This is a genomic window from Microtetraspora sp. AC03309 (genome assembly GCF_020826795.1).
Taxonomy (GTDB): domain Bacteria; phylum Actinomycetota; class Actinomycetes; order Streptosporangiales; family Streptosporangiaceae; genus Microtetraspora; species Microtetraspora glauca.
On record NZ_JADDIL010000111.1, the window covers coordinates 1 to 20,391 of the forward strand.

21 protein-coding genes are annotated in these 20,391 nt (G+C 67.7%); 9 read left to right on the forward strand and 12 right to left on the reverse strand.

Annotated elements, in window-relative coordinates; genetic code table 11:
- Nucleotides 1-289: hypothetical protein (locus tag IMZ11_RS39010; RefSeq protein ID WP_228647992.1), on the forward strand; the 289-nt coding region annotated here is incomplete at its 5' end.
- Nucleotides 290-462: 173 nt separating this feature from the next.
- Here the strand turns inward: IMZ11_RS39010 and IMZ11_RS39015 are convergent.
- The 3 genes from IMZ11_RS39015 to IMZ11_RS39025 all read right to left on the reverse strand — a co-directional run bounded on the left by IMZ11_RS39015 (nucleotide 463) and on the right by IMZ11_RS39025 (nucleotide 3,090).
- Entirely contained in the window at nucleotides 463-1,146 is a 684-nt protein-coding gene (locus tag IMZ11_RS39015; RefSeq protein ID WP_228647994.1) for a carboxypeptidase-like regulatory domain-containing protein, read from the reverse strand.
- Nucleotides 1,147-1,620: 474 nt separating this feature from the next.
- A complete protein-coding gene (locus IMZ11_RS39020) occupies nucleotides 1,621-2,319 on the reverse strand; it encodes a pentapeptide repeat-containing protein (RefSeq protein WP_228647996.1) in 699 nt (232 codons plus the stop codon).
- A gap of 204 nt (nucleotides 2,320-2,523) precedes the next feature.
- Nucleotides 2,524-3,090 carry a TetR/AcrR family transcriptional regulator gene (locus IMZ11_RS39025; RefSeq protein ID WP_228647998.1) on the reverse strand — a complete coding sequence of 189 codons (567 nt, stop codon included), beginning with the start codon at nucleotides 3,088-3,090 and terminating at the stop codon, nucleotides 2,524-2,526.
- Between the two features lie 350 nt (nucleotides 3,091-3,440).
- On the opposite strand from IMZ11_RS39025, the gene IMZ11_RS39030 reads away from it, so the two are divergent.
- Nucleotides 3,441-3,920, forward strand: a complete 480-nt coding sequence (locus tag IMZ11_RS39030; protein WP_228648001.1) for a hypothetical protein — start codon at nucleotides 3,441-3,443, stop codon at nucleotides 3,918-3,920.
- A 46-nt stretch (nucleotides 3,921-3,966) separates the two neighbouring features.
- Here the strand turns inward: IMZ11_RS39030 and IMZ11_RS39035 are convergent, their stop codons facing one another.
- Nucleotides 3,967-4,422, reverse strand: a complete 456-nt coding sequence (locus IMZ11_RS39035; RefSeq protein ID WP_228648003.1) for a MarR family winged helix-turn-helix transcriptional regulator — start codon at nucleotides 4,420-4,422, stop codon at nucleotides 3,967-3,969.
- Nucleotides 4,423-4,858: 436 nt separating this feature from the next.
- Between IMZ11_RS39035 and IMZ11_RS39040 the strand changes: the two genes are divergently transcribed.
- The 4 genes from IMZ11_RS39040 to IMZ11_RS39055 all read left to right on the forward strand — a co-directional run bounded on the left by IMZ11_RS39040 (nucleotide 4,859) and on the right by IMZ11_RS39055 (nucleotide 9,068).
- The gene (locus IMZ11_RS39040) at nucleotides 4,859-6,301 is read left to right on the forward strand and encodes an MFS transporter (protein WP_228648005.1); all 1,443 of its coding nucleotides are present in this window, start codon (nucleotides 4,859-4,861) and stop codon (nucleotides 6,299-6,301) included.
- Between the two features lie 662 nt (nucleotides 6,302-6,963).
- The gene (locus IMZ11_RS39045; protein WP_228648007.1) at nucleotides 6,964-7,461 is read left to right on the forward strand and encodes an RICIN domain-containing protein; all 498 of its coding nucleotides are present in this window, start codon (nucleotides 6,964-6,966) and stop codon (nucleotides 7,459-7,461) included.
- A 186-nt stretch (nucleotides 7,462-7,647) separates the two neighbouring features.
- Nucleotides 7,648-8,328 (forward strand): hypothetical protein, encoded by a 681-nt coding sequence (locus IMZ11_RS39050; protein ID WP_228648009.1) that lies wholly within the window; start codon nucleotides 7,648-7,650, stop codon nucleotides 8,326-8,328.
- 392 nt (nucleotides 8,329-8,720) lie between these two features.
- Nucleotides 8,721-9,068 carry a hypothetical protein gene (locus IMZ11_RS39055; RefSeq protein WP_228648011.1) on the forward strand — a complete coding sequence of 116 codons (348 nt, stop codon included), beginning with the start codon at nucleotides 8,721-8,723 and terminating at the stop codon, nucleotides 9,066-9,068.
- Between the two features lie 24 nt (nucleotides 9,069-9,092).
- On the opposite strand, the gene IMZ11_RS39060 is transcribed toward IMZ11_RS39055, so the two are convergent.
- From IMZ11_RS39060 to IMZ11_RS39070, 3 genes are all read right to left on the reverse strand, one after another.
- Complete coding sequence (locus IMZ11_RS39060; protein ID WP_228648013.1) at nucleotides 9,093-9,503, reverse strand: hypothetical protein; 411 nt, start codon at nucleotides 9,501-9,503, stop codon at nucleotides 9,093-9,095.
- A 281-nt stretch (nucleotides 9,504-9,784) separates the two neighbouring features.
- On the reverse strand, nucleotides 9,785-10,249 hold the full coding sequence (locus tag IMZ11_RS39065; protein ID WP_228648015.1) for a hypothetical protein: 465 nt from the start codon (nucleotides 10,247-10,249) through the stop codon (nucleotides 9,785-9,787).
- A gap of 76 nt (nucleotides 10,250-10,325) precedes the next feature.
- Nucleotides 10,326-10,946: a hypothetical protein gene (locus tag IMZ11_RS39070; protein WP_228648017.1), complete on the reverse strand. Its 621-nt coding sequence runs from the start codon at nucleotides 10,944-10,946 to the stop codon at nucleotides 10,326-10,328.
- Nucleotides 10,947-11,698: 752 nt separating this feature from the next.
- Here IMZ11_RS39070 and IMZ11_RS39075 point away from each other — a divergent pair.
- Complete coding sequence (locus IMZ11_RS39075) at nucleotides 11,699-12,862, forward strand: AI-2E family transporter (RefSeq protein ID WP_228648019.1); 1,164 nt, start codon at nucleotides 11,699-11,701, stop codon at nucleotides 12,860-12,862.
- A gap of 154 nt (nucleotides 12,863-13,016) precedes the next feature.
- On the forward strand, nucleotides 13,017-13,460 hold the full coding sequence (locus tag IMZ11_RS39080) for a hypothetical protein (RefSeq protein WP_228648021.1): 444 nt from the start codon (nucleotides 13,017-13,019) through the stop codon (nucleotides 13,458-13,460).
- Between the two features lie 160 nt (nucleotides 13,461-13,620).
- On the opposite strand, the gene IMZ11_RS39085 is transcribed toward IMZ11_RS39080, so the two are convergent.
- From IMZ11_RS39085 to IMZ11_RS39105, 5 genes are all read right to left on the reverse strand, one after another.
- Nucleotides 13,621-14,238, reverse strand: a complete 618-nt coding sequence (locus IMZ11_RS39085; RefSeq protein ID WP_228648023.1) for a hypothetical protein — start codon at nucleotides 14,236-14,238, stop codon at nucleotides 13,621-13,623.
- Nucleotides 14,225-15,769 (reverse strand): substrate-binding domain-containing protein, encoded by a 1,545-nt coding sequence (locus tag IMZ11_RS39090; RefSeq protein WP_228648025.1) that lies wholly within the window; start codon nucleotides 15,767-15,769, stop codon nucleotides 14,225-14,227. The genes IMZ11_RS39085 and IMZ11_RS39090 overlap by 14 nt, the downstream gene beginning before the upstream one ends.
- Nucleotides 15,766-16,908 (reverse strand): toxic anion resistance protein, encoded by a 1,143-nt coding sequence (locus IMZ11_RS39095; RefSeq protein ID WP_228648027.1) that lies wholly within the window; start codon nucleotides 16,906-16,908, stop codon nucleotides 15,766-15,768. Before IMZ11_RS39095 ends, IMZ11_RS39090 begins: the two co-directional genes overlap by 4 nt.
- Nucleotides 16,909-16,924: 16 nt before the next feature.
- Nucleotides 16,925-18,010, reverse strand: coding sequence for a hypothetical protein (locus IMZ11_RS39100; RefSeq protein ID WP_228648029.1), 1,086 nt, complete (start codon nucleotides 18,008-18,010; stop codon nucleotides 16,925-16,927).
- A 525-nt stretch (nucleotides 18,011-18,535) separates the two neighbouring features.
- The gene (locus IMZ11_RS39105) at nucleotides 18,536-19,417 is read right to left on the reverse strand and encodes a phosphatase PAP2 family protein (protein ID WP_228648031.1); all 882 of its coding nucleotides are present in this window, start codon (nucleotides 19,415-19,417) and stop codon (nucleotides 18,536-18,538) included.
- Nucleotides 19,418-19,710: 293 nt separating this feature from the next.
- Between IMZ11_RS39105 and IMZ11_RS39110 the strand changes: the two genes are divergently transcribed.
- Nucleotides 19,711-20,325: a class I SAM-dependent methyltransferase gene (locus IMZ11_RS39110; RefSeq protein WP_228648033.1), complete on the forward strand. Its 615-nt coding sequence runs from the start codon at nucleotides 19,711-19,713 to the stop codon at nucleotides 20,323-20,325.
- The last annotated feature ends 66 nt before the right edge of the window (nucleotides 20,326-20,391 follow it).

Here is a 20,391-nt window from a genome sequence, read left to right on the forward strand (position 1 = left end):
CTCCACGACCTGGGTCACCGAGAACACCAACGTCAAGCAGATCGCCCTCTCCGGCAACCGCATCGGCATCCTCAAAGCCGACGGCACCGCCCTCGTCAAAGAAGGCGGCCTGTCCACGACCTGGGTCACCGAGAACACCGGCACCATCCAGATCGCCCTCGCGGGCGACCGCATCGGCGTCCTCAAGGCCGACGGCACCGCCCTCGTCAAAGAAGGCGGCCTCTCGGCCACATGGGTGACCGAGAACACCAGCGTCAAGCAGATCGCCCTCGCCAGCGGCACGGACTAGATCAGAACACGCACAACAGCCCTGCCGGACCCCGTGATCCGCTGATCGGATCACGGGGTTGTGCCCTGCGGATCCCACCGCCCGCCCGTCGCGTTCTCACCGCCGGATCATGTGCGTGGCCACCGTACGCTCGCTCGGATCGCCGCCCGCCTCTTTGTCCGGCCGAGCCCATCTCAGAGCGCCAGTTCCAGGTTGATCTGGTAGATGCCGGTCATGATGGTCTCGAAGTCCGCGACGATCTCGGGCGCGTACTCCCCGCGATTGCGCGGTTTGACGCGGAGCGGGCGGCCTTCGTAGGTCGCGGTGATCCGGTAGCGGCCGAGGGGCACGTCGTGCACGCCCGAGCCGTCCCCGGTCCGGGTCGACTTCCGGGTGATGGTGCTCCCCTGGGAACCGTCGATCAACGGCCCTTCGGGGGTGAGCGTGAGCTCCACGTTCTCGTCCTGCAGGTACGCCTCCGGATCCTGCGGATCGCGGTTGTCCAGGTAGATGAGCACCGAGCTTCCGTGGACACCCAGGCCGTCGGCTTTCTGCCCGGTGAGCTTCCAGGTGAAGTTCCTGATCGCGCCGGTGGGCCCGGCGAACGACATGTCGTCGTCGGGCGCCAGGTCCAGCGAGTACGTCTGCCCGTTGTACTGACGGGTCACCGTGGCCGTCGCATGGAACGTGGCCGCGACATTCGTCTCCACGCGGTAGAAGCCCTCAGCGTCGGTCGGCACGATGAGGTTGCTGTTGTACAGCAGTTGGTTGTCCGCCACGATCTGCACACCGGCGAGCGGTGTGCCCTTCCCGTCGACCACTCGTCCTTTGAGCACACCAGGTTCGATCTCCCCGATGCCGACCTTTTCCGCGCTCACCGTATCGCTCCCTCGTCTGCCGCCTGTCGTGTCCGTCACCTCTGCCGTCCCGGAGATTCCGGGAACCCCGGTCATCCCGCATCCGGTCAGGGTCACGGCCAACAGGCCGGTCATCAACAACGTTCTTCGCACCCGGAGCACGCTAAAAGGTTGATCTTGAGTTCCACTTGGAGGTGCCTAGGAACGCCACGCGGCGAGCGACATGGCATCGGCGACGACAGAGGCCGGGCGGTCATGTTGTACGTGGACACCATGGAGTGCTCGTAGGCGCCGATGGCGGCCACCGCGATCAGTTCGCCGGGGCGGGGGCCCGCCGGATGCTCCACGCCCTGGGCTATGACGTCCACGGCCGCGCTGTGGTGACCGCCGCGAGGTAGCGGCGTGGATCCAAAGGGCAGACAGTTCGGCCCAGGGGGTGAGGACGAGGCCCTGGCCCCATGTCATGAGAACAGCGACCTGCGGTGTGGCAGCTGTTCAGAGAACCGTCAGTCCACGGGCCGCGAGCACGGCGGCGGCCTGGGCAGGACTGATGACGGCGCCGGCGAAAGCACGGAGTTCGCCGTCGTCAGGCTCCCCTATGTCGGCCCCCCGGAGGTCGGCCCTGGCGAACTTCGTGCCGACCAACCTGGCGCGGATGAGGCGACAGTCGGTGAAAACGGCACCGGTGAAGTCGCAGGCGGCGAGGTTCGCCTCGTCGAATCGGATTCCGTCCAACTCCTGCTTCCGGAAGGAACATCCGGACAGGTCGGCCAGGGTGAGATTGGAGTGGGAGACGGAGAAGGACGTCCCCCTGGATCCGCCCAGCGCGGCGCCGATCATCCGGCAGCCGGTGAAGCGCGCGTCCGTCAGCAGCGCGTTGCCGAACTGCGCGCCCGACAGGTCGACACTGGTGAATTCCGCGTCGGTCAACTCGGCTCCGCCGAATCGGGTCGTCGCGCCTCCGCCACCGTTGAATCGGGCGCCTTCGAGGTCCGCGCCGCGGAAATCGGTTCTTCCGAGAGCGCACCCCTCGAAGACGTAGCCCGCCAGGTCGGCCTCCCCGAGGTCGGCGCCCGACAGGTCGCAGTCTTTGAAGACGTACGGTTCCGCCGCCAGCAGATCGGTGAGCGCCGTACCCGAGAGATCGAGCCCTTCGATGTGCCGTTCCTCTGCCAGCAGTTCTTCGATGTTCACGCCTTGAATCCGTTCTGAAATGCGGTGGCCGGGGATATGGAGCAGCGATTCATGCTTCACATGCGGTCGACGGGTACGCATGACGAAGCGTCTGCTTTCCGTGACGCACGTACGTCTTCCGTGAGCTACGTCCGGCGGGCACTGCCGGGAAACGCCTCCTCGATGCCGCGTGGCGCCACAGGAACGTCGACGTGGTTTCCCTGATCATGTCGTGAACGCCCGGACGAGCGTGTCACCGAGCAGGCGTCCCGCCTCCTCCGGGCTCCTGCGCCCGGCGACCACCTCCTCGTTCGCGCCGACGGCGAGGGCGCGGATCATCGCGTACGACCAGTCCGGCGGCAGGTCGGTTCGTATCTCCCCCCGCCCGTGTGCGGCGACCAGCCAGGCGAGCAGCGACTCGGCCGGGGAGGGGTGCTTCAGGGGGTCGTCGATGACGAGGTCGCGATGCGTATCGAGAAAGCGATAGCGCTCACCGATCCCCACGATCTCGGGCCCGAGCCGGCGGAGGATCGCGGCGGCCGTATCGCCCTCGGCGATGGCCGCGGCGGCGACCGCCCGCTGCTCGTCGACGACCATCGCGAAGAGCGCGCGGACGAGATCCTCACGTGAGGGGAAGTGCCGGTAGACGGTGGTGCGGCCGACGCCGGACGCGTCGGCGATCTCCTGAATGCTCGCCTCGGGCTTCTGCCCGAGCAGACGCATCGCCGTGGCGAGCACGGCATCGCGATTCCGCTGGGCATCGGAGCGAAGGAGGGGGTTCTTGCCGGGCACGGAGAGGCGACCACCTTGGAGATGAATTGGAACAGTGGAGTACCAAGTGGAACGCCACTGTACCACTTTGTCGGCGGCTTTCTCGGTGAGTGCGTGATCAGCGAAGAGCCGCCGGGCGCGGGCAGATCAGCGCGCGGCCGAGGCCCGGGAAAGAGGGAGCAGTCCACTGCGGCGCGGGAGAGATCGCCCCTCGGCACCTTCCGCCGTCGTCACAGCGGAAGTGCTGACCAACCACGACGGAGATCATTCTGCTAGGGGCTCCAAAGGCCGCCATGCTAGCGTGATCACGTCCATATTTGCTTACTTGAGATGGTCCGACAACCATCTCTTGAGCAGTCAGGCGAGAACCCTTGAAGATCACCCGTTGGGTCGCGGGCGGCATGACCCTGACCGCCGCGGCCGCCCTCACCCTGGTGTCCGCCGGCCCCGTGCAGGCCTTTCCCCAGGGCACGTGCCGGGGGCCGTTCCAGAAGGTAGCCAGCTATCCCATCACCGAAGGGGCGAAGGACGGGAAGGAGTACGGCACCGTCACGCTGTACAAGAGCAGCATCACGCACAAGAAGTGCGCCATTACCCGGGTGGCGGGCCCCTATGTTGGAAAGACGAGCTATATGTACGTCGAGCTCTTCGTCGACAGGAACGGGAACAAGAAGTACGACGACCCCGATATCGGGGTCGCCAATGGCAGTGAGAAATACAAGTGGTTCGCGGGCCCGGTCTACGCTTCCGCCGACCATCTGTGCGTCCGGTTCACCGGGGCGATCAGGATCGGCTCCAAGCCCCTCGTCTACGGAGGCACGCCGAAAGGCAAGTGGATGCACTGCGATTGAGCAGGCACGGTAGCGGCGGTCGCTCCTCACCCGGCACACGGCCCCGTCAGGGGCGGGGCCAGGGCTTTCCGGCGAGGCGTTCGATGTCGGCGTTGAACCGCTGAAGGCAGGCGGCGAAGGCGGCGACCTCCGCGGGTGTCCAGTCGGCCAGCACCCTCTCCAGGCTGCGGATGTTCGCGGCGCGCTCATCGTTGAGGCAGCGCTCGCCTTCGGCGGTGATGCGGAACTTGCGGGCGATACCCCCCTCGGGATCGGGTATGCGCTCGACCAGCCCGGCGCGCAGCATGGCGGAGGTCTGCCGGTTGAGGGTCGAGGCGTCCAGACCGAACGCTTCGCTGAGCTGCCCGATGGACATCGGGCCTTCCAGTCCAATGCGGCTGAGCAGGGTGTACGCGCTGCGGTCCAGGTGCCCGCCCTCGCGTTCCGCACGCAGGAAGACCGAAGGACGGTGCCGCCCCAGCAGCATGGTCTCGTACTCGATCAGGTGCGTGGGCTTGTCCATGCCAGTCCTCCCGAAGGCGCCTGCGCCCCTCATGCGCGTCCTGCGTGTTCCGTCCCGGTGCGCGGCAGCGAGCGAACCCTGTGCCATGCACATCGTATGCATGCTGCATAATCCGCGAACCTTGTGAGAGACAGGCGCATCCCCGCACACGGCCCGCGCCTACCGCTCATCCCGCCACCGCCATCCCGCCGCCACCGCCATCGGGTGCCGACGGGGTCAGCTTGGCCGCTTCCCTCACACGGACCCCGCGATGCGTCAGGTCGATTCACGCGACTGCCCGCCGGCCCGCCCTGAGCAGCAGACCCCTCCCCCGATCGAGCGAACGGCTCATCGGCAGCAGCCCACCCAGAGATATGCATCATACACGTCATATGCATAGTACATGTCTTGTGTATGGTGCATATCGTCACTCGACTGTCGAGAAGAGGAGGGATACGTGGAACACTCCACGTCCACCGCTCGCCCGGGCGGGATCGTCGGCGTGCTGGCGGCGGCCGGCATCGTCGCCGCGCTCATGCAAACCCTGGTGGTCCCCCTGGTGGGCCAGCTGCCACAGCTGCTGCACACCAGCGCCGCCAACGCCTCGTGGGCCATCACCGTCACCCTGCTGGTGGGCGCTGTCGCCACGCCGGTGATCGGACGGCTCGGCGACCTGTACGGCAAGCGCCGCCTGCTGCTGGCCTGCACGGCGCCGCTGGTCGCGGGCTCGGTGGTCTGCGCCCTGGCCGGCTCACTGATCCCGATGGTCATCGGCCGGGGTCTCCAGGGCCTGGGCATGGGCATGATCCCATTGGGCATCAGCGCGCTACGTGACCTGCTGCCGCCTGCCCGGCTGGGTTCCGCGATCGCGCTGATGAGCTCCTCCATGGGCATCGGCGGCGCTCTCGGACTGCCGCTGTCGGCCCTTGTCGTCGAGAACATGAGCTGGCGCGCGCTGTTCTGGGGCTCGGCCGCGCTGAGCGCGATGATCGCGGCCCTGATCCTGCTCCTCGTGCCCGCGACCCCGGCACAGACCGCAGGACGCCTCGACTACGTCGGCGCGCTCGGTTTGGGCGCCGCCCTCGTCTGCCTGCTGCTGGGCGTGTCCAAGGGCGCCGACTGGGGGTGGACGAGCGGCACCACGCTCGGATTGCTGAGCGCCGCACTGGTCATCCTGCTGGCCTGGGGGTGGTGGGAGTTGCGGTCCGGCGACCCGCTGGTCGACCTGCGTGTCACCGCTCGCCGTCAGGTGCTGCTGACCAACCTGGCTTCGATCTTGATCGGCTTCGCGATGTACGCCCAGTCATTGGTCGTGATGCAGATTCTGCAGATCCCCGCAGCGACCGGGTACGGCCTCGGCCAGTCGATGCTGGCCGCCGGCCTGTGGATGGCTCCCTCGGGGCTGATGATGATGGCCGTGTCCTCGCTGGGCGCGCGCCTGTCGGCCGCTCGCGGCCCCAAGACCACTCTGATCGTCGGCGGCCTGGTCATCGCACTCGGCTACGGGGCGGCCCTGGCCGTCATGGGATCGACCTGGGGTCTGATGATCGCTTCCTGTGTCGGCTCGACGGGTGTCGGACTCGCCTATGGGGCGATGCCCACGCTGATCATGAACGCGGTTCCCCAGTCGGAGACCGCCGCGGCCAACAGCTTCAACTCCCTGATGCGCTCCATCGGCACCTCGGTCTCGGCCGCCGTGGTCGGTGTCGTCCTTTCTCAGATGACCATGAGGGTGGGCGGGCACACCCTGCCCTCCGAGTCGGGTTTCCGCGTCAGCCTGGTGATCGGCTGCGCCGTCGCCGTCCTCGCCGCGGCGATCAGCCTCGTGCTCCCCGCGCGCAAGGCCGGGTCCGGCCGGCGCGCCGCCCACGCCGAACCGCATGCCGCGTCCGTGCACTGACGTCGCCCCGCCGACTCGCCGAGCGTTCACCGGCCGAGCGGCACGGACAGCCGGACAGGTCGCGGCGGACGATCCCCGCCGCGTGGGCCAGGTAGACGTCGAAGCCGGGGTACATCAGGCCCGCAAACGGCAGGTCGTCCACGTCGACGGCGAGCACCGGGCATTCCCCTTCGGAGTCCGGCTCACCCACCGCCAGGACCCGCCGGGAGTCCGATCCTCCGGGCGGGGCGAACCACCCGAAGCGCTCCAGCAGGCTCGTGTCGAACTCCAGCCACGCGCGCAGGCTGGGCGGCAACGGGCGCCGCGCTCCCCGCCCATTCAGCCATGCCCCGGAAGCTAGCAGCCGCCGCTGACATCGCTGTCGACGATCACCAATGTCCATGAAGATGTCGTCGGACCACCTGCGACCCTCGCGCCGGCTGGCGCGGTGGCGTCGGCCTGCGCACGTCGGCCGGAGGTCACGCTCCGACCTCCCCTCCGCCTTGCGACGCATCCATGCCAGAACGGCCCAACAACGTGTCGTTACTTTCAGTAGTCATTCATGTGCTGTAAGTAAAGGGTCGAGGCGGCTCACATGACGACCGTCTCATCAGCGACAGAAGATCGGAGCGTTCATGCGACCAGTCGCACCCACGGCTGCCCGACGGCCCAGGGCTGCCACCTTGGCAGTACTCACCACCCTCGCCCTGGCCTCCGGCGTCGGCACCTCCCTGGCCTCAGGATCTACCGGGCACCCCGCGGCTCAGGCGAGGAAGGAGGCCACCGGCTTCTGCCTGGACAGTGGCGGGAACAGCTCGCAGGTGAAGGTGCCCGCCTACCTGTGGCGCGACTGCACCAACCCCTCAGCAAACCTGAAGTGGGTCATCCAGAACGGCCAGATCAAGAACGTCGCCACCGGCTACTGCCTGGACAGCGGCGGGAACAGCTCGCAGGTGAAGGTGCCCGCCTACCTGTGGCGCGACTGCACCAACCCCTCAGCAAACCTGAAGTGGGTCATCCAGAACGGCCAGATCAAGAACGTCGCCACCGGCTACTGCCTGGACAGCGGCGGCGACAACTCCCAGGTGAAGGTGCCCGCCTACCTGTGGCGCGACTGCACCAACCCCTCAACGAACCTGAAGTGGGTCATCCAGAACGGCCAGATCAAGAACCTGGGCTGACCCAGGCCAGAGCCCGGATCGACCTTCGCGGGCCGATCCGGGCCACCCGGTCGGGCCCCCCCAGGAGCCACTACCGCCTGGGCCGCCGTACGGCTGCTCGTTCGCGTGCGCGCCTTCCTCCGCCCGGGGATCCACGCCCCGTCATCCCATCGTGATGTGTCGGGGGTGGGTGTTACGGTCGCGCGTATGCGAACCAGTTACCTTGCGTGGGACGACGCCGTGGACCTGTTCCAGCGGCGGGGGCTGCCTGAGGGCACGTACAAGAACCTGTACGAGGAGGAGTACATCCTCGTCCCCGGTCATGCCTCGGTAACCGGCGAACTCCCTCTCGACGAGCACGAGCGGACTCCGTGGCGGGGAGACACGCCTGAGATGGCCACCGGGTACGTCGTGGACGGCGACCTGACCGTCGACGGCAATATCACCGACGTGGACGACGGCGCCGCCGCGTTGATCGTCCTGGGGGATCTGCGGGCGAAGAACATCTACCTTGCGGGCGACACGAAGCTGATCGTGCTCGGCCACGTGACGGCCGAGACCTTCGTCGGCGACATGACCGAGAAGCTGGTGATGATCCACGGCGATCTCCGCACCACCGTGGCGATCTTCTGGAACGAGTTCTGCCCCGACCTGGTCGCCGGCACCCTCTATGGCAGGACCCTCGCTCCCGCCTACCTCGACCTCCCCACCGCCCCCATCGGCGACCTCGTCGACCCGACGCCCGATGCCCCGCTCAGCAGCCTCCTGGTCCCCGAACTACTGATCAGCGGCGCCCTCCGCCCCGACGACTTCCCCGAGGTCGGCATCCGCGGCTCCGCCCTCCGCCGACACCTCCTCACCGGCCTCCCCCTCACCCGAACTCCCTGATCCACCCGTCCGCTCCGCCCGGCGCCCCGAGATCAGCCTGTCCCCCGACTCTGGATCGATGTAGCACCTACGAAGGGATCGTGTCCGCGGGGACTTCGAGACTGATCGGCACCGCCGCCGCAGCGGACTCCGGGGCCTTGTCGGCGGTCTCCGCGGCGGCGGCGTTCGACAGCCGCAGCTCCAACAACTGGAGGCCGGCGCGGATCGGAGGGTTCCTCCGCCGTCTGACTTCCGCGCTCCTGTCTCTGCCTTCCTGTCTCCGGCCGACCACAATCCACTCCGGAAGGCATCCACAAGAACACGGAGAGAACGAAACCGCAGCCGCATGGGAGGGCGGTGGCGGATGCGCCGCCACGACGTCCTGCACCCTGACCCTCTTCCCCGGCAACGGGATGACCATCACGGTCGGCGTCGGCGGCGCCGGTTCCCGTTTCAGCGGAAGCACCACCTCCGGAGAGAACTCGACCTTCAGCGGCCCCCACGGCGGAGCCGGTGCCCAGGGCGGCGCCGGCGGTGAATTGGCCAGCAAATACAGCGGCGGCCACGGCGGCAAGGGAGGCATCCTATTCGGGTGGGGTGGCGACAGCGGTCCCGGCAAGGGAGCTTTCGCCGTCGGCCGGGCAGGCACCTCCAGCAGTTCGGGCAAGGGAGGTGCCGAAGGCGCGCCGGTCGGGGTGCCCAAGTCCTGCCCCACCAGCACCGGCGTCGGCGGCAACGGCTGCGTCGTCATCACCTACTGACACCCCACGGCACCGACAATCCGATCAGCCCCCGACACGTCTCGTCGCCGCCGCGTAGGACCGGATCATCTCCAGGAACAGCCCGATCACGATGACCCCGAGGACCCCGTGGTACCACTGCCAGCCCACACCGATGCCGACGAACCCATCCACGATCATGATCCCCGCGCCGCCGCCGACGGCCAGCAGCATGCCGACCAGTACCAACAGCATCAACGCCCTCGGCAACCTGCGCCCCAGCGCCGTGACCGTCGCGACGGCGACGCACGCACCCAACACGCCAGACGCGGTCGCGAGCCACTGTGCCATGGCCGCTTCCATGAAGTACCTGCCGCTTTCGGCAGCCGATACGGGCGGGCCGCCCGGAAACCCGAGCCGGGCCTGCAGGGCAAAGGCCGCCTTCCCTACGGCGTAACCGAGGAACAGCACCGCCATCGCGTACGCCGGCCAGCGTCGTGGGTGATCAAAATCAACCATGGCTACGACCGTAGACACGGCACAGCGGGCATCACTCCCTCCCGTGAGGGAAACGTCTCCCCTGCAGGAGGGAGCACCAGCAGCTGCCCTTGGAGCGAGTCGATGTTCGCCGCAACTCACCTGGGCGGCTCCCCTGCTGGAGGACGCGCCCCCCCCCCCGGCGAGAAGATCGGCGGACGGCGTGCCTGGTAGGAGCTCCGGGCGCGAACGTCGGCTGGGACCTGGAGTACTGAAGGGGCTCAGGAGCAGGCGGCCATGAGCTTCTTGGTAGCCGCGTCGGCCTTCTTGCTGACTTCGGCCGCCGTGACGGAGTCGACGTTGAGCTGGGAGAGCGCGTCGACCATCTCGGACAGGGCCGTCTTGAGATCACCGTCAGCCCGCTCGGAGATCTTCTTGAGTGTGCCGACGTGGTCCGAGATCGCCGTGTTGGTGCCCTTGGGATCGGCGACCGCCGCCATCACCTTGCTCATGAAGTCGCCCGACGCGGCGACAGCCTCCGCGCAGAGCGCCGCGTTGTCCGCGCCGCCCGCGACACCACCTCCCACGCCGCCGTCGGCACTACCACCGGCGACCTCTGCGGCACCGGCTGCCTTGTCGCCTCCGCTCCTGCCGCTGCCGCTTCCCTCGCCGCTGCCGCAGGCCGCGGTGAGGGAGACAAACACGATCGCCGCGACGGCTGTGAGGGTCGTCCGGACGTTGCTCATTCGTGGCCCCTTCCGATGATTCATTACCGAGAAGGAGCGTCCGCGCGCTCCCTTGCGGCTCGCTTTCAAAGGCCTGTCACCTGGCGGTGAACATGGCCGCGTAGACGCCGTTCTCCATGTCGATGCTGACCGGGTACAGGCCCTTGGCCGTCATCTCGTCGAACCGCGCCTGGTACTGGGCGGCGCTCATTCCGTGGAAGGCGTACCAGGGGCGGATCCCGTCCTTGACCCAGACAACCGAGTACGTCTTCCCATCAGGGCCGACCGCGATGACGGACGGCCGGTATCCGGCCTTGACAGCGTTATCGAAAACGCTCTGATAGCCGGATGCGCTGATGGAGAGGTTGTAGTTCCAGGAGATGCCCGATGCGTTGGGCACCCAGACCGCCTCGTAGCGCGGGTCGGATGGCGTGCCGTACACGTTGAGCGAGCTGAGCATGTAGCCCTTGTTGTTCCGCAGCTCAAAGTTGATCGTGTCGAACTCGTTCGCGCTCATGCCGTGGCGGGCGACGAACTTGCCCGTCTTCTTCTGGAAGATGGCGGCGAACGTGGCGGCCGACCCGCTGCCTGTCGCGGTCACCATGGTGGGCTGATAGCCCATCGCGGTGAACCGGTCGAACTCCTGCTGATAGACGGCGTCCCCCTTGGCCCTCACGATCAACTGCCAGTCCGGGCCGGGCCTGTTGTCTGAGAACATCGCCCATCTCTCCTGCTCGTTCTGCCGTCCGACCGAGAGAACCACCGGACGTAACCCCGAGCGCTTCATGGGAAGCCTGTCCCACACCCGCACGCCGCTCACGTCGTGATAAGCGCGGTACTGATATGAGGTGGTGGTCTCGGTACGGGCACCCGCCGATGCCGATGGGACGGTCACCGAGAAAGAGGCCAGGGCCATCGCGACGGCTACCGTGATCTTCTGTCGAGTACGCATCGTCTTCTCCGTTGAGGGTCGGGGCCGGGCGTGCCCCGGGGGTGGGCGGAAATCGCTGGGGCGGCAGACCGGCGTTCTATTGGCGAGGTGGGGATACAGGCCACTTTCGGAGTCCCGCGCTCGGGACGCATGAGGCGATGCCCCGCTCGCGTCGGGAGTTTTTCAGCGCCAGTAGAGCCACGGCCCCAGCCGGATCGCCGGGCCGGTGAGTGGAGGGTGCCCCCAGAGGCCGATGATCCGGGCGCTCATCCGAGTGCTCTTCACCGAAGATCACCCGGTTGTCCGGCGCGGACACGCGGCGCTGCTCGCGACCCCCCTCTCTCTGGCATCGTGGTCGTGGCCGCAACTCTCAAATTAGGCTCGCGAGTGGCTGGGAGTGATCCGTGTCAGCACGGAGACCGGTCCCAGTGCCAGCCCCGACCGCAGGCGGCACTTTCCCTTTGCGTGCCGGCTGCGGTTGTTCGGTACTGTCCTGCTGGTGTGCCACAGGGGGCGGACGTCGAGATTCCTGAGGAGCTATGGACAAGCTGATGGAGCGGCGCGAGGAAAGGCCCGCAGTGGAGGTACTGCTCTCGCCCGCGAGCATCTGGCGCGCAGGGCTCGCCATAGCGGCCGTCGCCGCCGTGCTGTTCTTCGCGCGCTACGTACTGGTCGAGGCGGGTTCGCTGATCGTCATGCTCGTGATGGCGTGGTTCATCTCGCTGGCCATGGAACCGGCCGTACGCCGCCTGTCGCGGCGCATGCGCCGCGGCAGGGCCGCATTGTTGGTGATGACGTTGTTCATCGTTGCCGTGGCGGTCTTTCTTGTCCTGTTCGGCAACCTTTTCGTGCAGCAGGTCGCCGTGCTGTTGGAGATGCTGCCCAGCGTCGTCACCGGCGCCGTCGACTGGCTCAACACCCGTCTCGGCACGAGATATGAGATCTCCGACATCCTCACCTCCATCAACCTGACCCCGCAGCAGGCCGCCCAGTACGCGCAGGGTGTGCTCGGCGGTGTGCTGGGCCTGCTGGGAACGGTGACCGGGGCGGTCTTCAACGGGTTTGCCCTCCTGTTGTTGACGTTCTACTTGTCGGCCGACGGGCCGAGGCTGCGCCGGTGGATCGCACAGCTGCTGCCCGGCCGGTTCCAGCGGGTCTTCATCAGCGTCTGGGACGTGTCCACGATCAAAACCGGTGGGTATGTCTCCTCCCGGCTCATCCTGGCCACCATCAACGGCGCCGCCTCGGCCCTGGTGTTCCTGGCGCTCGGCATGCCGTCGTGGTTCGCGCTCGCGGTGTGGACGGGAATGGTCGCCCAGTTCGTGCCCACCATCGGCACCTACATCGCCATCGCTCTGCCGGTGGTGGTGGGTCTGGCCTCGCCCCGGCCCTGGGTCGGTCTGGCAGTGCTGGTCTGGGGAGTGCTGTACCAGCAGGTGGAGAACCTGGGGCTGGAGCCGAGAATCAGCGCGCGGACGGTGGACATCCATCCTGGGGTGTCGTTCGCGGCCGTCATCTTCGGGACGTCGCTGTTCGGCGTGGTGGGTGCGTTGCTGGCCGTGCCCGTGGTGGCCATGCTGCTCTCCCTGGTCGAGATGTTCGCCACCCACCAGGAGCTGCAGGAAGCCCCCGCCACCGAACCGGCGCCGTCTGCGCCGTCAGCGCCGTCAGCGGCCAAGAGCGAGGTGAGCCCGCCGGTGTGACCGATCAGAGCTGAAGAAGGCTGCGGGGTCCAACGCTCGACGGGTGCCGCCGTCGCCTCTGAAAGCAGGCGGTGATATCTCCGTCCAGCGATTCTGCCGAAAATGTCAGTCTCCTTCTCTAGCATCAGCGATCAGATCGAAGGGAGCCATGCCGATGCCGCTCTATGCCCACCGCATTCCACTCTTGGTCACCACGGACGTGCCCGCGGACACCGATCTGGTCGATGTCGGCCGGATCTTGGCCGACGCGGTGTGCACTCTCCGGTGCGGCAACCTGACATATCCCGCACTGCTTCAGGGGGCGACCTTCTGGCTGGACGCTCCTGTGCGGGGACACGCTCCTCTGGAGGAACTCCGTTTCACCGCGATGCTCGGTCACCTGTCCGCCACAGCGCCCCATGAATCGGCCCGTGATGTGGTCAGCGACGCCCGGGCAGCGATAACCGCAGCAGTCAGCGCCCACTACGGCCACCTGGGAAGCTGCCCGCCGGCGGTCCTCGCCGTCCGCTCCGATGACGTGGCCGAGCGAACGCCGGCGTCGGCCGTCCCCGTCACGGTCACCGCTGAGACTCCGGTCCTGGTCACGGCGCTCGGGTAAGGCGGTCGCGCGCAGGCGCGCGACCGGGCCGTCGCAGACGTGGGCCCCCGCGGTGCCGGCGACCGGTCCACCATCTGATCGAACCAGCTGATACATCCATGAGCGTGACAAGCGGTCAACGGCCATTGCTCAGTCAGGCTCCCCGGCCTGCCGGAGACATCTAGAGGTCGAGGTCCGAGCCGCTGAACCTGTCGTGCAGGAAGCGGCCTTGATCGCGCAGGGCCTGGTCGTCGCCGCGGTGGATCGCGTCGGCGACCTTGCGCGTCTGGGCGTCCAGTAGCGCGAGCTGGGCGAGCAGTTCCTCGTGTGCGCTGCGCTCGCGGTCGGCCCGTCGCGCGAGGGCATAGCCGCGCGGCAGGTTTGCGTACGCCTCCAGGCTCGACGGCAGATAGCTCCGGATCGTCTGCGACACGACGTGTAGTTGGTCGGGTGAGGAGGCGAGTCGCTCGGCCCGGCCGAGAACGTCGCCGATGATCTCGGCCAGCGCCTCGACGGCGGTGTGCACGTCGTCGGGGAATCGCCGGTCGATCCGCTGGAGCAGCGCGTCCAGGTCGGCGCGGAGCCGCTGCGTCTCCACTTCGGCGGGCGAGATCGACAGCCGAACCCGGTCGGGCGGGGCGGCCAGCGCGCCCACGCCGTACAGCGCGGCCACGACCACCGGCCAGAGGGTCCCCGCGAGCTCGAGGAAGTGGGCCGCGACGCCGAGCAGCGCCAGCGATGAGCCCACGATGTTCCGGGTCGAGCCGAGGTAGCGCAGCACCCGGTCACTGATACCCACGGATCTCCTTGAACGCGCTGCTCAATGAGGTGGAGCGGGCGTCGAACACGGCACCGCCGGTCAGGGCGGCGACCTCGCGCATCTCCTCGACGTCGCTCTCGCCGAAGAGCACGACGAACGTGGGCGTACGGCTCCGTTCCTCCGGCAGCGCGCGATAGTAAGCCGCGAAGTCGGCGTAGCCGGAGCCGTTGGTGTTCACGCCGTCGGTCATCAGCACGATCGAGGTGTAGTGGCCGGGCGTGGCGGGCTGGTCGTAGGCCGCCCTGAGGCTGTCGTAGATCGCGGTGCCGCCGTCGGCGTCCAGCCGCTCGGCGAACTCCGTGATCTGTGCGAGCACCGGCGACGGGTTCCGGTCGGGGACGGTGAACGAGGTCGGCCGTCCCGCCGTACTGTTGAAAGGGATCATCGTCACGGTTTCGCGATTGCTGAAGCGGGAGAAGGCGCCGGATGCGGAGGTGTCCGCGCCGGTCAGCGTGACGAGCGCCTGCCGGAGCGCCTCGATCCGGTCGCCCCGCATCGAGCCCGAGGTGTCCAGCACGAACATCGCGTGGGCCGGGACCCGCACCTGATTGAGATAGGTGTCGATCAGTTGGTCGGCGGTGCCGCGCTGATTGGGGAAGGGCAGCTCGATGAGCTGGGAGGAGCCGAATCGGGGGTCCGGCTCGACGCCGGGAACAATCGGCCGCCGATGGGTCGTGGTCATGATCTCCTTCTGTACGGCGGGTGAGCGCAGCCAGGCGGTGAGCTTGCCGTACAGGACCTTCTTCTGCTCGGGGGCGGAGGCGAGCAGCGTGAGCGGATAGTCGGCGCTGACCACGCCGTCGCTCGGATAGACGAGCGTGACCGGCTCCCGCATACCCATCAGCACCGATTCGTAGTTGACCATTCCGTCGACGCTCGTGTCGCGGCCATAGGCGTCGGCCAGCCAGCCCGACGAGCCCGCCGTCAGCCGCTGCGCGGAGAAGAAATCCTTGAGCTTGGGCGTCACCGCGCCGATCTGCGCGGCGCTGAGCGCCCCGTCCGCGTCCGACAACGCCGCGGCCACCCCGACCAGCGCGGAGAAGCCCGAATTGGAGGAGGCGGGGTTGGTCATGCCGAAGCTGAACTTCCCGGCCTTGGCCGCCGCGGCGATGTCCGCCCAGGAGACCGGCCTCTTGTCCCAGCCGAGTTCCGCGGCTTTCGCCGGCTTGAGGCCCAGCACGACGGGTGAGACCATCACTTTGGTCTGGCTGGACAGCCTCGCGGGGGCGCCGTCGATCAGCGAGAGGTAGCGGTTGGAGGAGAACCAGATCGCGTCCGCCTCACCGTCGGCGCGGCCGCTCGCGACCTGCTCGGCACCGTCGAGTGTGCCGGTGTAGGTCAGCTTCACCTGTACCCCCGTTTCGGCGGCGGCCCGCCGGAGCAGCGGCTCGAGGTCCTTGATCTCACTACCCGCCAGCACCCGCAGCGTGGTGGGTGAGTCGGGTGGCTCGGTTCCGGACGAGCAGGCGGCGGCCAGCAGCAGGAGGAGGGCCGCGAGCGCCCGCCTCATCGCGCCGCCTCCCGCGCCCGCTCCAGGTAGGTGTTCGCGTGGGCCAGTTCGACCGTCAGGCTGTCGACGGTGGCCGCCATGCTGTCCACGGCGTTCGCCTTGAACGCGTCGATCATGTCCATGGTGGCGTAGACGTTGTCGAATGCCTTGCGCAGCGTGTCCATGTCAACCGTCGTACCGGCCGCCTGGTTCTGGATCGCCCCGGCCTGGGTGCGCAACATCTCGCTGGTGGCCAGGATCAGGTCACTCGTGGTGGCGTTGAGCGCGGTGATCTGGTCGAGCACCAGCTTCTGGTTGGCCAGGGCCTGCGCGACCGTCACCGCCGTCCGCAGTGCGGCGACCGTCGTCGTGGTGGCCCGGTCCACGCCCTTGCTCAGCTCCAGGTTGTTCTTGCGGATCAGGTCGAGCGCCAGGTAGCCCTGGGCCGACACGGCCAGCTGGGTGAGGATGTCCTGGTGCTTCTGCCGTACGGCGAACAGCGCGTCGGAGCGCAGCGCCGTCGCCCGCTCCTCGTCGGCCAGCGCGATGCGCTCCTCCAGGGCCTCGTCGATCGCTTTGGCCATGACCGCGTACTCCTGCAGGCGGGTCATGGTCTCCCACAGGTTGGCCTTCTCACCCTCGATGGCCGCGTTGTCCCGCAGCAACTCGTCCTGGCCGGACTTGAGCGCGCGGATGATGTCGTCGATATGTTTCTGGGCCGACTGATACCTGGCGAAGTAGTCGCGTAGCCGGTCGCCGAACGGGATGAGCCCCAGTAGTTTGCGCGTCCCGCTCGTCGCCTGCTTCGGGTCCAGGTCCACAACGGTACGGCGGAGCGCCACGAGCCGGTCCGCGACCCTGGCCTGGGCGTCGGCGCCCTCACCCCTGGCCGCGGACAGCGCGGCGACGGGCCGCTTGAGCATGCGGTTGGCCACCTGCGACGCGGACCTGATCTCGGTGTCGCCCATCGAGGAGATGTCATGCACCTTGCGGGTGAACTCCGGTGAGCGTGGATCGAGCCCGCTCAACTCCCCCGCGAAGTCCTGCGCCTTGGCGGTCAGCTCGGCCGCGCGCTCGTCGAGGAGCGGCAACATGGTGGCCGCCGTCTCGGCCGGGACCGGCGTGACCGGCGCGGGTGACGTGAGCACCAGATCGGACACGTGATGGATCTCCTTGCTAGGGCCGGGAGGTGGCGCCGATCGTGGTGATCAGCTTTTCCAGGCGCTCGTAGGTAGGCGGCTCGACGACGTCGACCAGGTCGGCCGCCGCCGGGGCTCCGGTCTCGACGACCAGGTCGGTGAAGGCCTGGGGGCTCGCGGTGCGGAAGCCGTACGCGGCGGCGAGAGCGAGCAGTTCGGGATCCCGGGTGAGCAGTTCACCCACCCGGACCCCCGGCTCGCTGAGCGGGACCAGCGTGTGCTTGCTGAGCACAGTCGGCGAGGGGTAGACCAGCCGCATGCCGGCCTTGATCGCCCCGTCTCCGGCGAAGACGTGGGATAGGTACTGCGCCTCGTAGATGACGAGCATCGGCGTCTTGCCCGCGCCCAGAGCGAGATAGTCGTCGAACGATGCCTCGCTGGTGGTCTCGGAGAAACCCTGGTCAAGAACGACCGGTGCGAGGAGCGGCGCGACCTTGGCGATCTGGGTGTCGGAGCTGACCACGTCGTCGCCGTTGGCGACGTAGCCGATCACGGAGAGATACATGGCCGCGGAGTTGGAGGTGCGAATATCGGTGGTGGTGAGCAGCACCCGCTTGCGCGCCGGATAAGCCGAGTTGCCGGGAATCTGATCCCACCGTGTGCCTTTAGCGGCTAATTCGAGATATTTCTTTATGTCGAGGACCTGATAACCCATGCCGGAATCGCGTAGAACGCCGACCTTGGCCAGCAGGCCGGCGATCGGCTCGAAGGTGGCCACGGCCATTGGCGAGTAGAACGGAGAGAACGTCACGGTCGCCCTGCGGTCACGCTTGATCTTCTCCGCGGCAGGAACGCTGGAGGGGAAGGCGAAGGCGTAACGGCTCAGATCCACGTCGGCGGCGATCTGCCGCGATCCGGCGGTGTCCACCTCGACGCGCAGGGCGTGCTTGGCGAAGGCCGCTTTTACCCGCGGATCATCGAAGAACGACTTCTTCTCCGAGCCGATCACACCCCGCACCACGGTCGGCTGCGGAACCTTGCCGTCCCGATTGCCGACGACGACCGCGACCACCACCACTCCGGCGAGAACAGCTGCCAGAATGACGCCGATCCACCGCTTCATCGCACTCCATTTCACTAAATAGACCGTGTAGTGGAATTATGTGACGGAAAAACTCAGGTGTGAGCGGCGAAACATCGACCGTACGGCAGAATTCATCCGCCGTTCACGAGACCGTCCGCCGGGAGCAAGGCGGCGACGACCACGCCACTTTCAGCGCCGCAGGGGATTCCGGCCTCAGCGTGCTTCCTCTGCCAGGACATGCAGGACGACTACGCCAGGGGCCGCGACGAGGAGCGGGCCGGGAACTACAAGGTTCAACCACAGCGTCTGCTCAGAGTTCTCGGACGAGAACCTGGTATGCCGCTCGGGAAGCGACTACCACAGTCGGCAGAGCCACGACGTCTGCGGTGGCGGAGGCAGGGAGGTCCGCCGTTCCCAGTACGGAGAGCTCGGCGGCGCCCGGGAAGGATGCGACAGTCGACCGGGAAGGATGCGGACAGTCGACCGGAGTCTGCGCACCCTCCAACGCGGTGGGGAGCGATCTTCGAGGCGGCTCCGACCTTCAAGCCCGCGTTTGCGCGGGCGCTATGCACCACCTTCGTTCTCATATCCCAAATGAACGTCCCGGTTGCCCGCAGGATGAAGGGGCACGGGTTCCTGCGACCTCCCCGCGGCTGTTCGCCGGCGCTTGGCGAGGCGGCCCAAGGCGGAGACAACAGCGATGGAGACGACGAGCAACGCGACGCTTCCGGCGATATCGAGCACGTAGTGGTTCCCCGTGATGAGCACGACCACCGCCATACCCAGCGGGAAGGCCCACGGCAGCAACGCCAGTCGCGGGCGTGAGCCCCGCAGAGCGAACCACCCGGCATACCCGCACCACAACGACCATCCCACGTGCATGCTGGGCATCGCGGAGAACAGGTTCCGGCCGCTGTCGACGTCTCGTGTGGCCTGGCCGCCACCCAGGATGTCGTACTCGGCGATGATGTCCACGATGCCCGGTAGGGCCAACCGCGGGGGCGACATGGGCAGCGCCCAGAAGACGGGGAGGACGAGGAGGGCCATCACGACGAGCGTCCAGCGGACCTTGGCGTAGGACTCGGCATGCCGGACGAAGACCCACACCAACATACCGATGATCACGATGTAGTACAGGCGGTAGTAGTACACCGCCGGCATGATCAGAGCAGGATGGTCGGTCAGCAACCCGTTCGCGCCCAGCTCGATGTCCAGGTGGAGGGCGCGCTCGATGGATTGCAGGGTATGTGCGTTGGCGGTGGCGGCCGCCGCCACGTCCTTCCCGGCGGCGGCATGGAGCCACGAGAAGGTCAGGACTACGAGCAGCAGACCGGCCACTTCGACGAGCGGGGCGGGGCGCCCGCCCACTCTTCCGACCAGTACGGCTGACCGGGCACGGGCGGCCAGGCGCGATAATCGGCTGGCGTCCACCTCGGGCGGGCTCACGACGAGCACAGTAACTTACCCCGCTCCGGCGTGGGCCGGGTCACGGGAACGAAAACTCGCGACAGTTGAACAGGCGGGCCCACCAGTCTCAACCCCGTGGTCCGGCGGCAAGACCGACCTGGTCCTGGTGTTGGTCGGTGTGGTGGTCGCCGAGATCCTCGGCCACACCCGCCTGGAAACCACGCGTCGCTACGCCTTGCCTTCCGACAAGGACAAGGAAGAAGCCCTGAAGCTGATCCCGGTTGACCGCCGAGCCTGGGCCGGACTGGGGAAACGGCTGTCAAGATCGACTCATGGCCGGGTTTCGCCGCTATCTCGGCCGGACAATGGAACGCCGCCCACCCGGCAGGATGGCGGCTTACCTGGCCGGTCGCGGCCATCGGGTGCGCGGCGTGGACCTCTCCCCCGACATGCTGGAGCGGGCGCGCCGGCGGGTACCCCAGGCAGAGTTCCGGCTGGGCGACCTGTCCTCCCTGCCGATGCCCGATGAGTCCGTCGACCTGGTGGTCTATTCGCTGGCATTGACGCATGTGCCCGTGCTGGATCCGGTGCTGTCCGAGTTCGCCCGGGTGTTGCGGCCCGGCGGGCATGTGGTGATCGCCGATATCCATCCCGAGGGCGTGGCGCGGGGCGTGTTCCCGTCCGTGCGGCTGCCGGACGGCCGACCGGGGAGGGTGGCCACCTACCGCCACCTGGTCGGGGACTACGCACGAGCCGCGCTGGCGGCGGGGCTCCAGGTGCGGCGCTGTGAGGAGCCTAGGCACCCGGCGGGGGAACCGCGCGAGCGGACCGACGTCCTGGAGCCCTGGGACGTGTGGCCGTGGGCTCTGTGTGACCTGGCGCCCGAGGCGGCGCACGCGGCCATCGCCGGAACGCCGTCGATGCTGTTCTGGCACTTTCAGCGCTAGCTAGTGCCGCATCAGCTGGGGTTTGCCCCGTTTCGTGGCGACACGCCGATCAAGGTCCCACCGCGA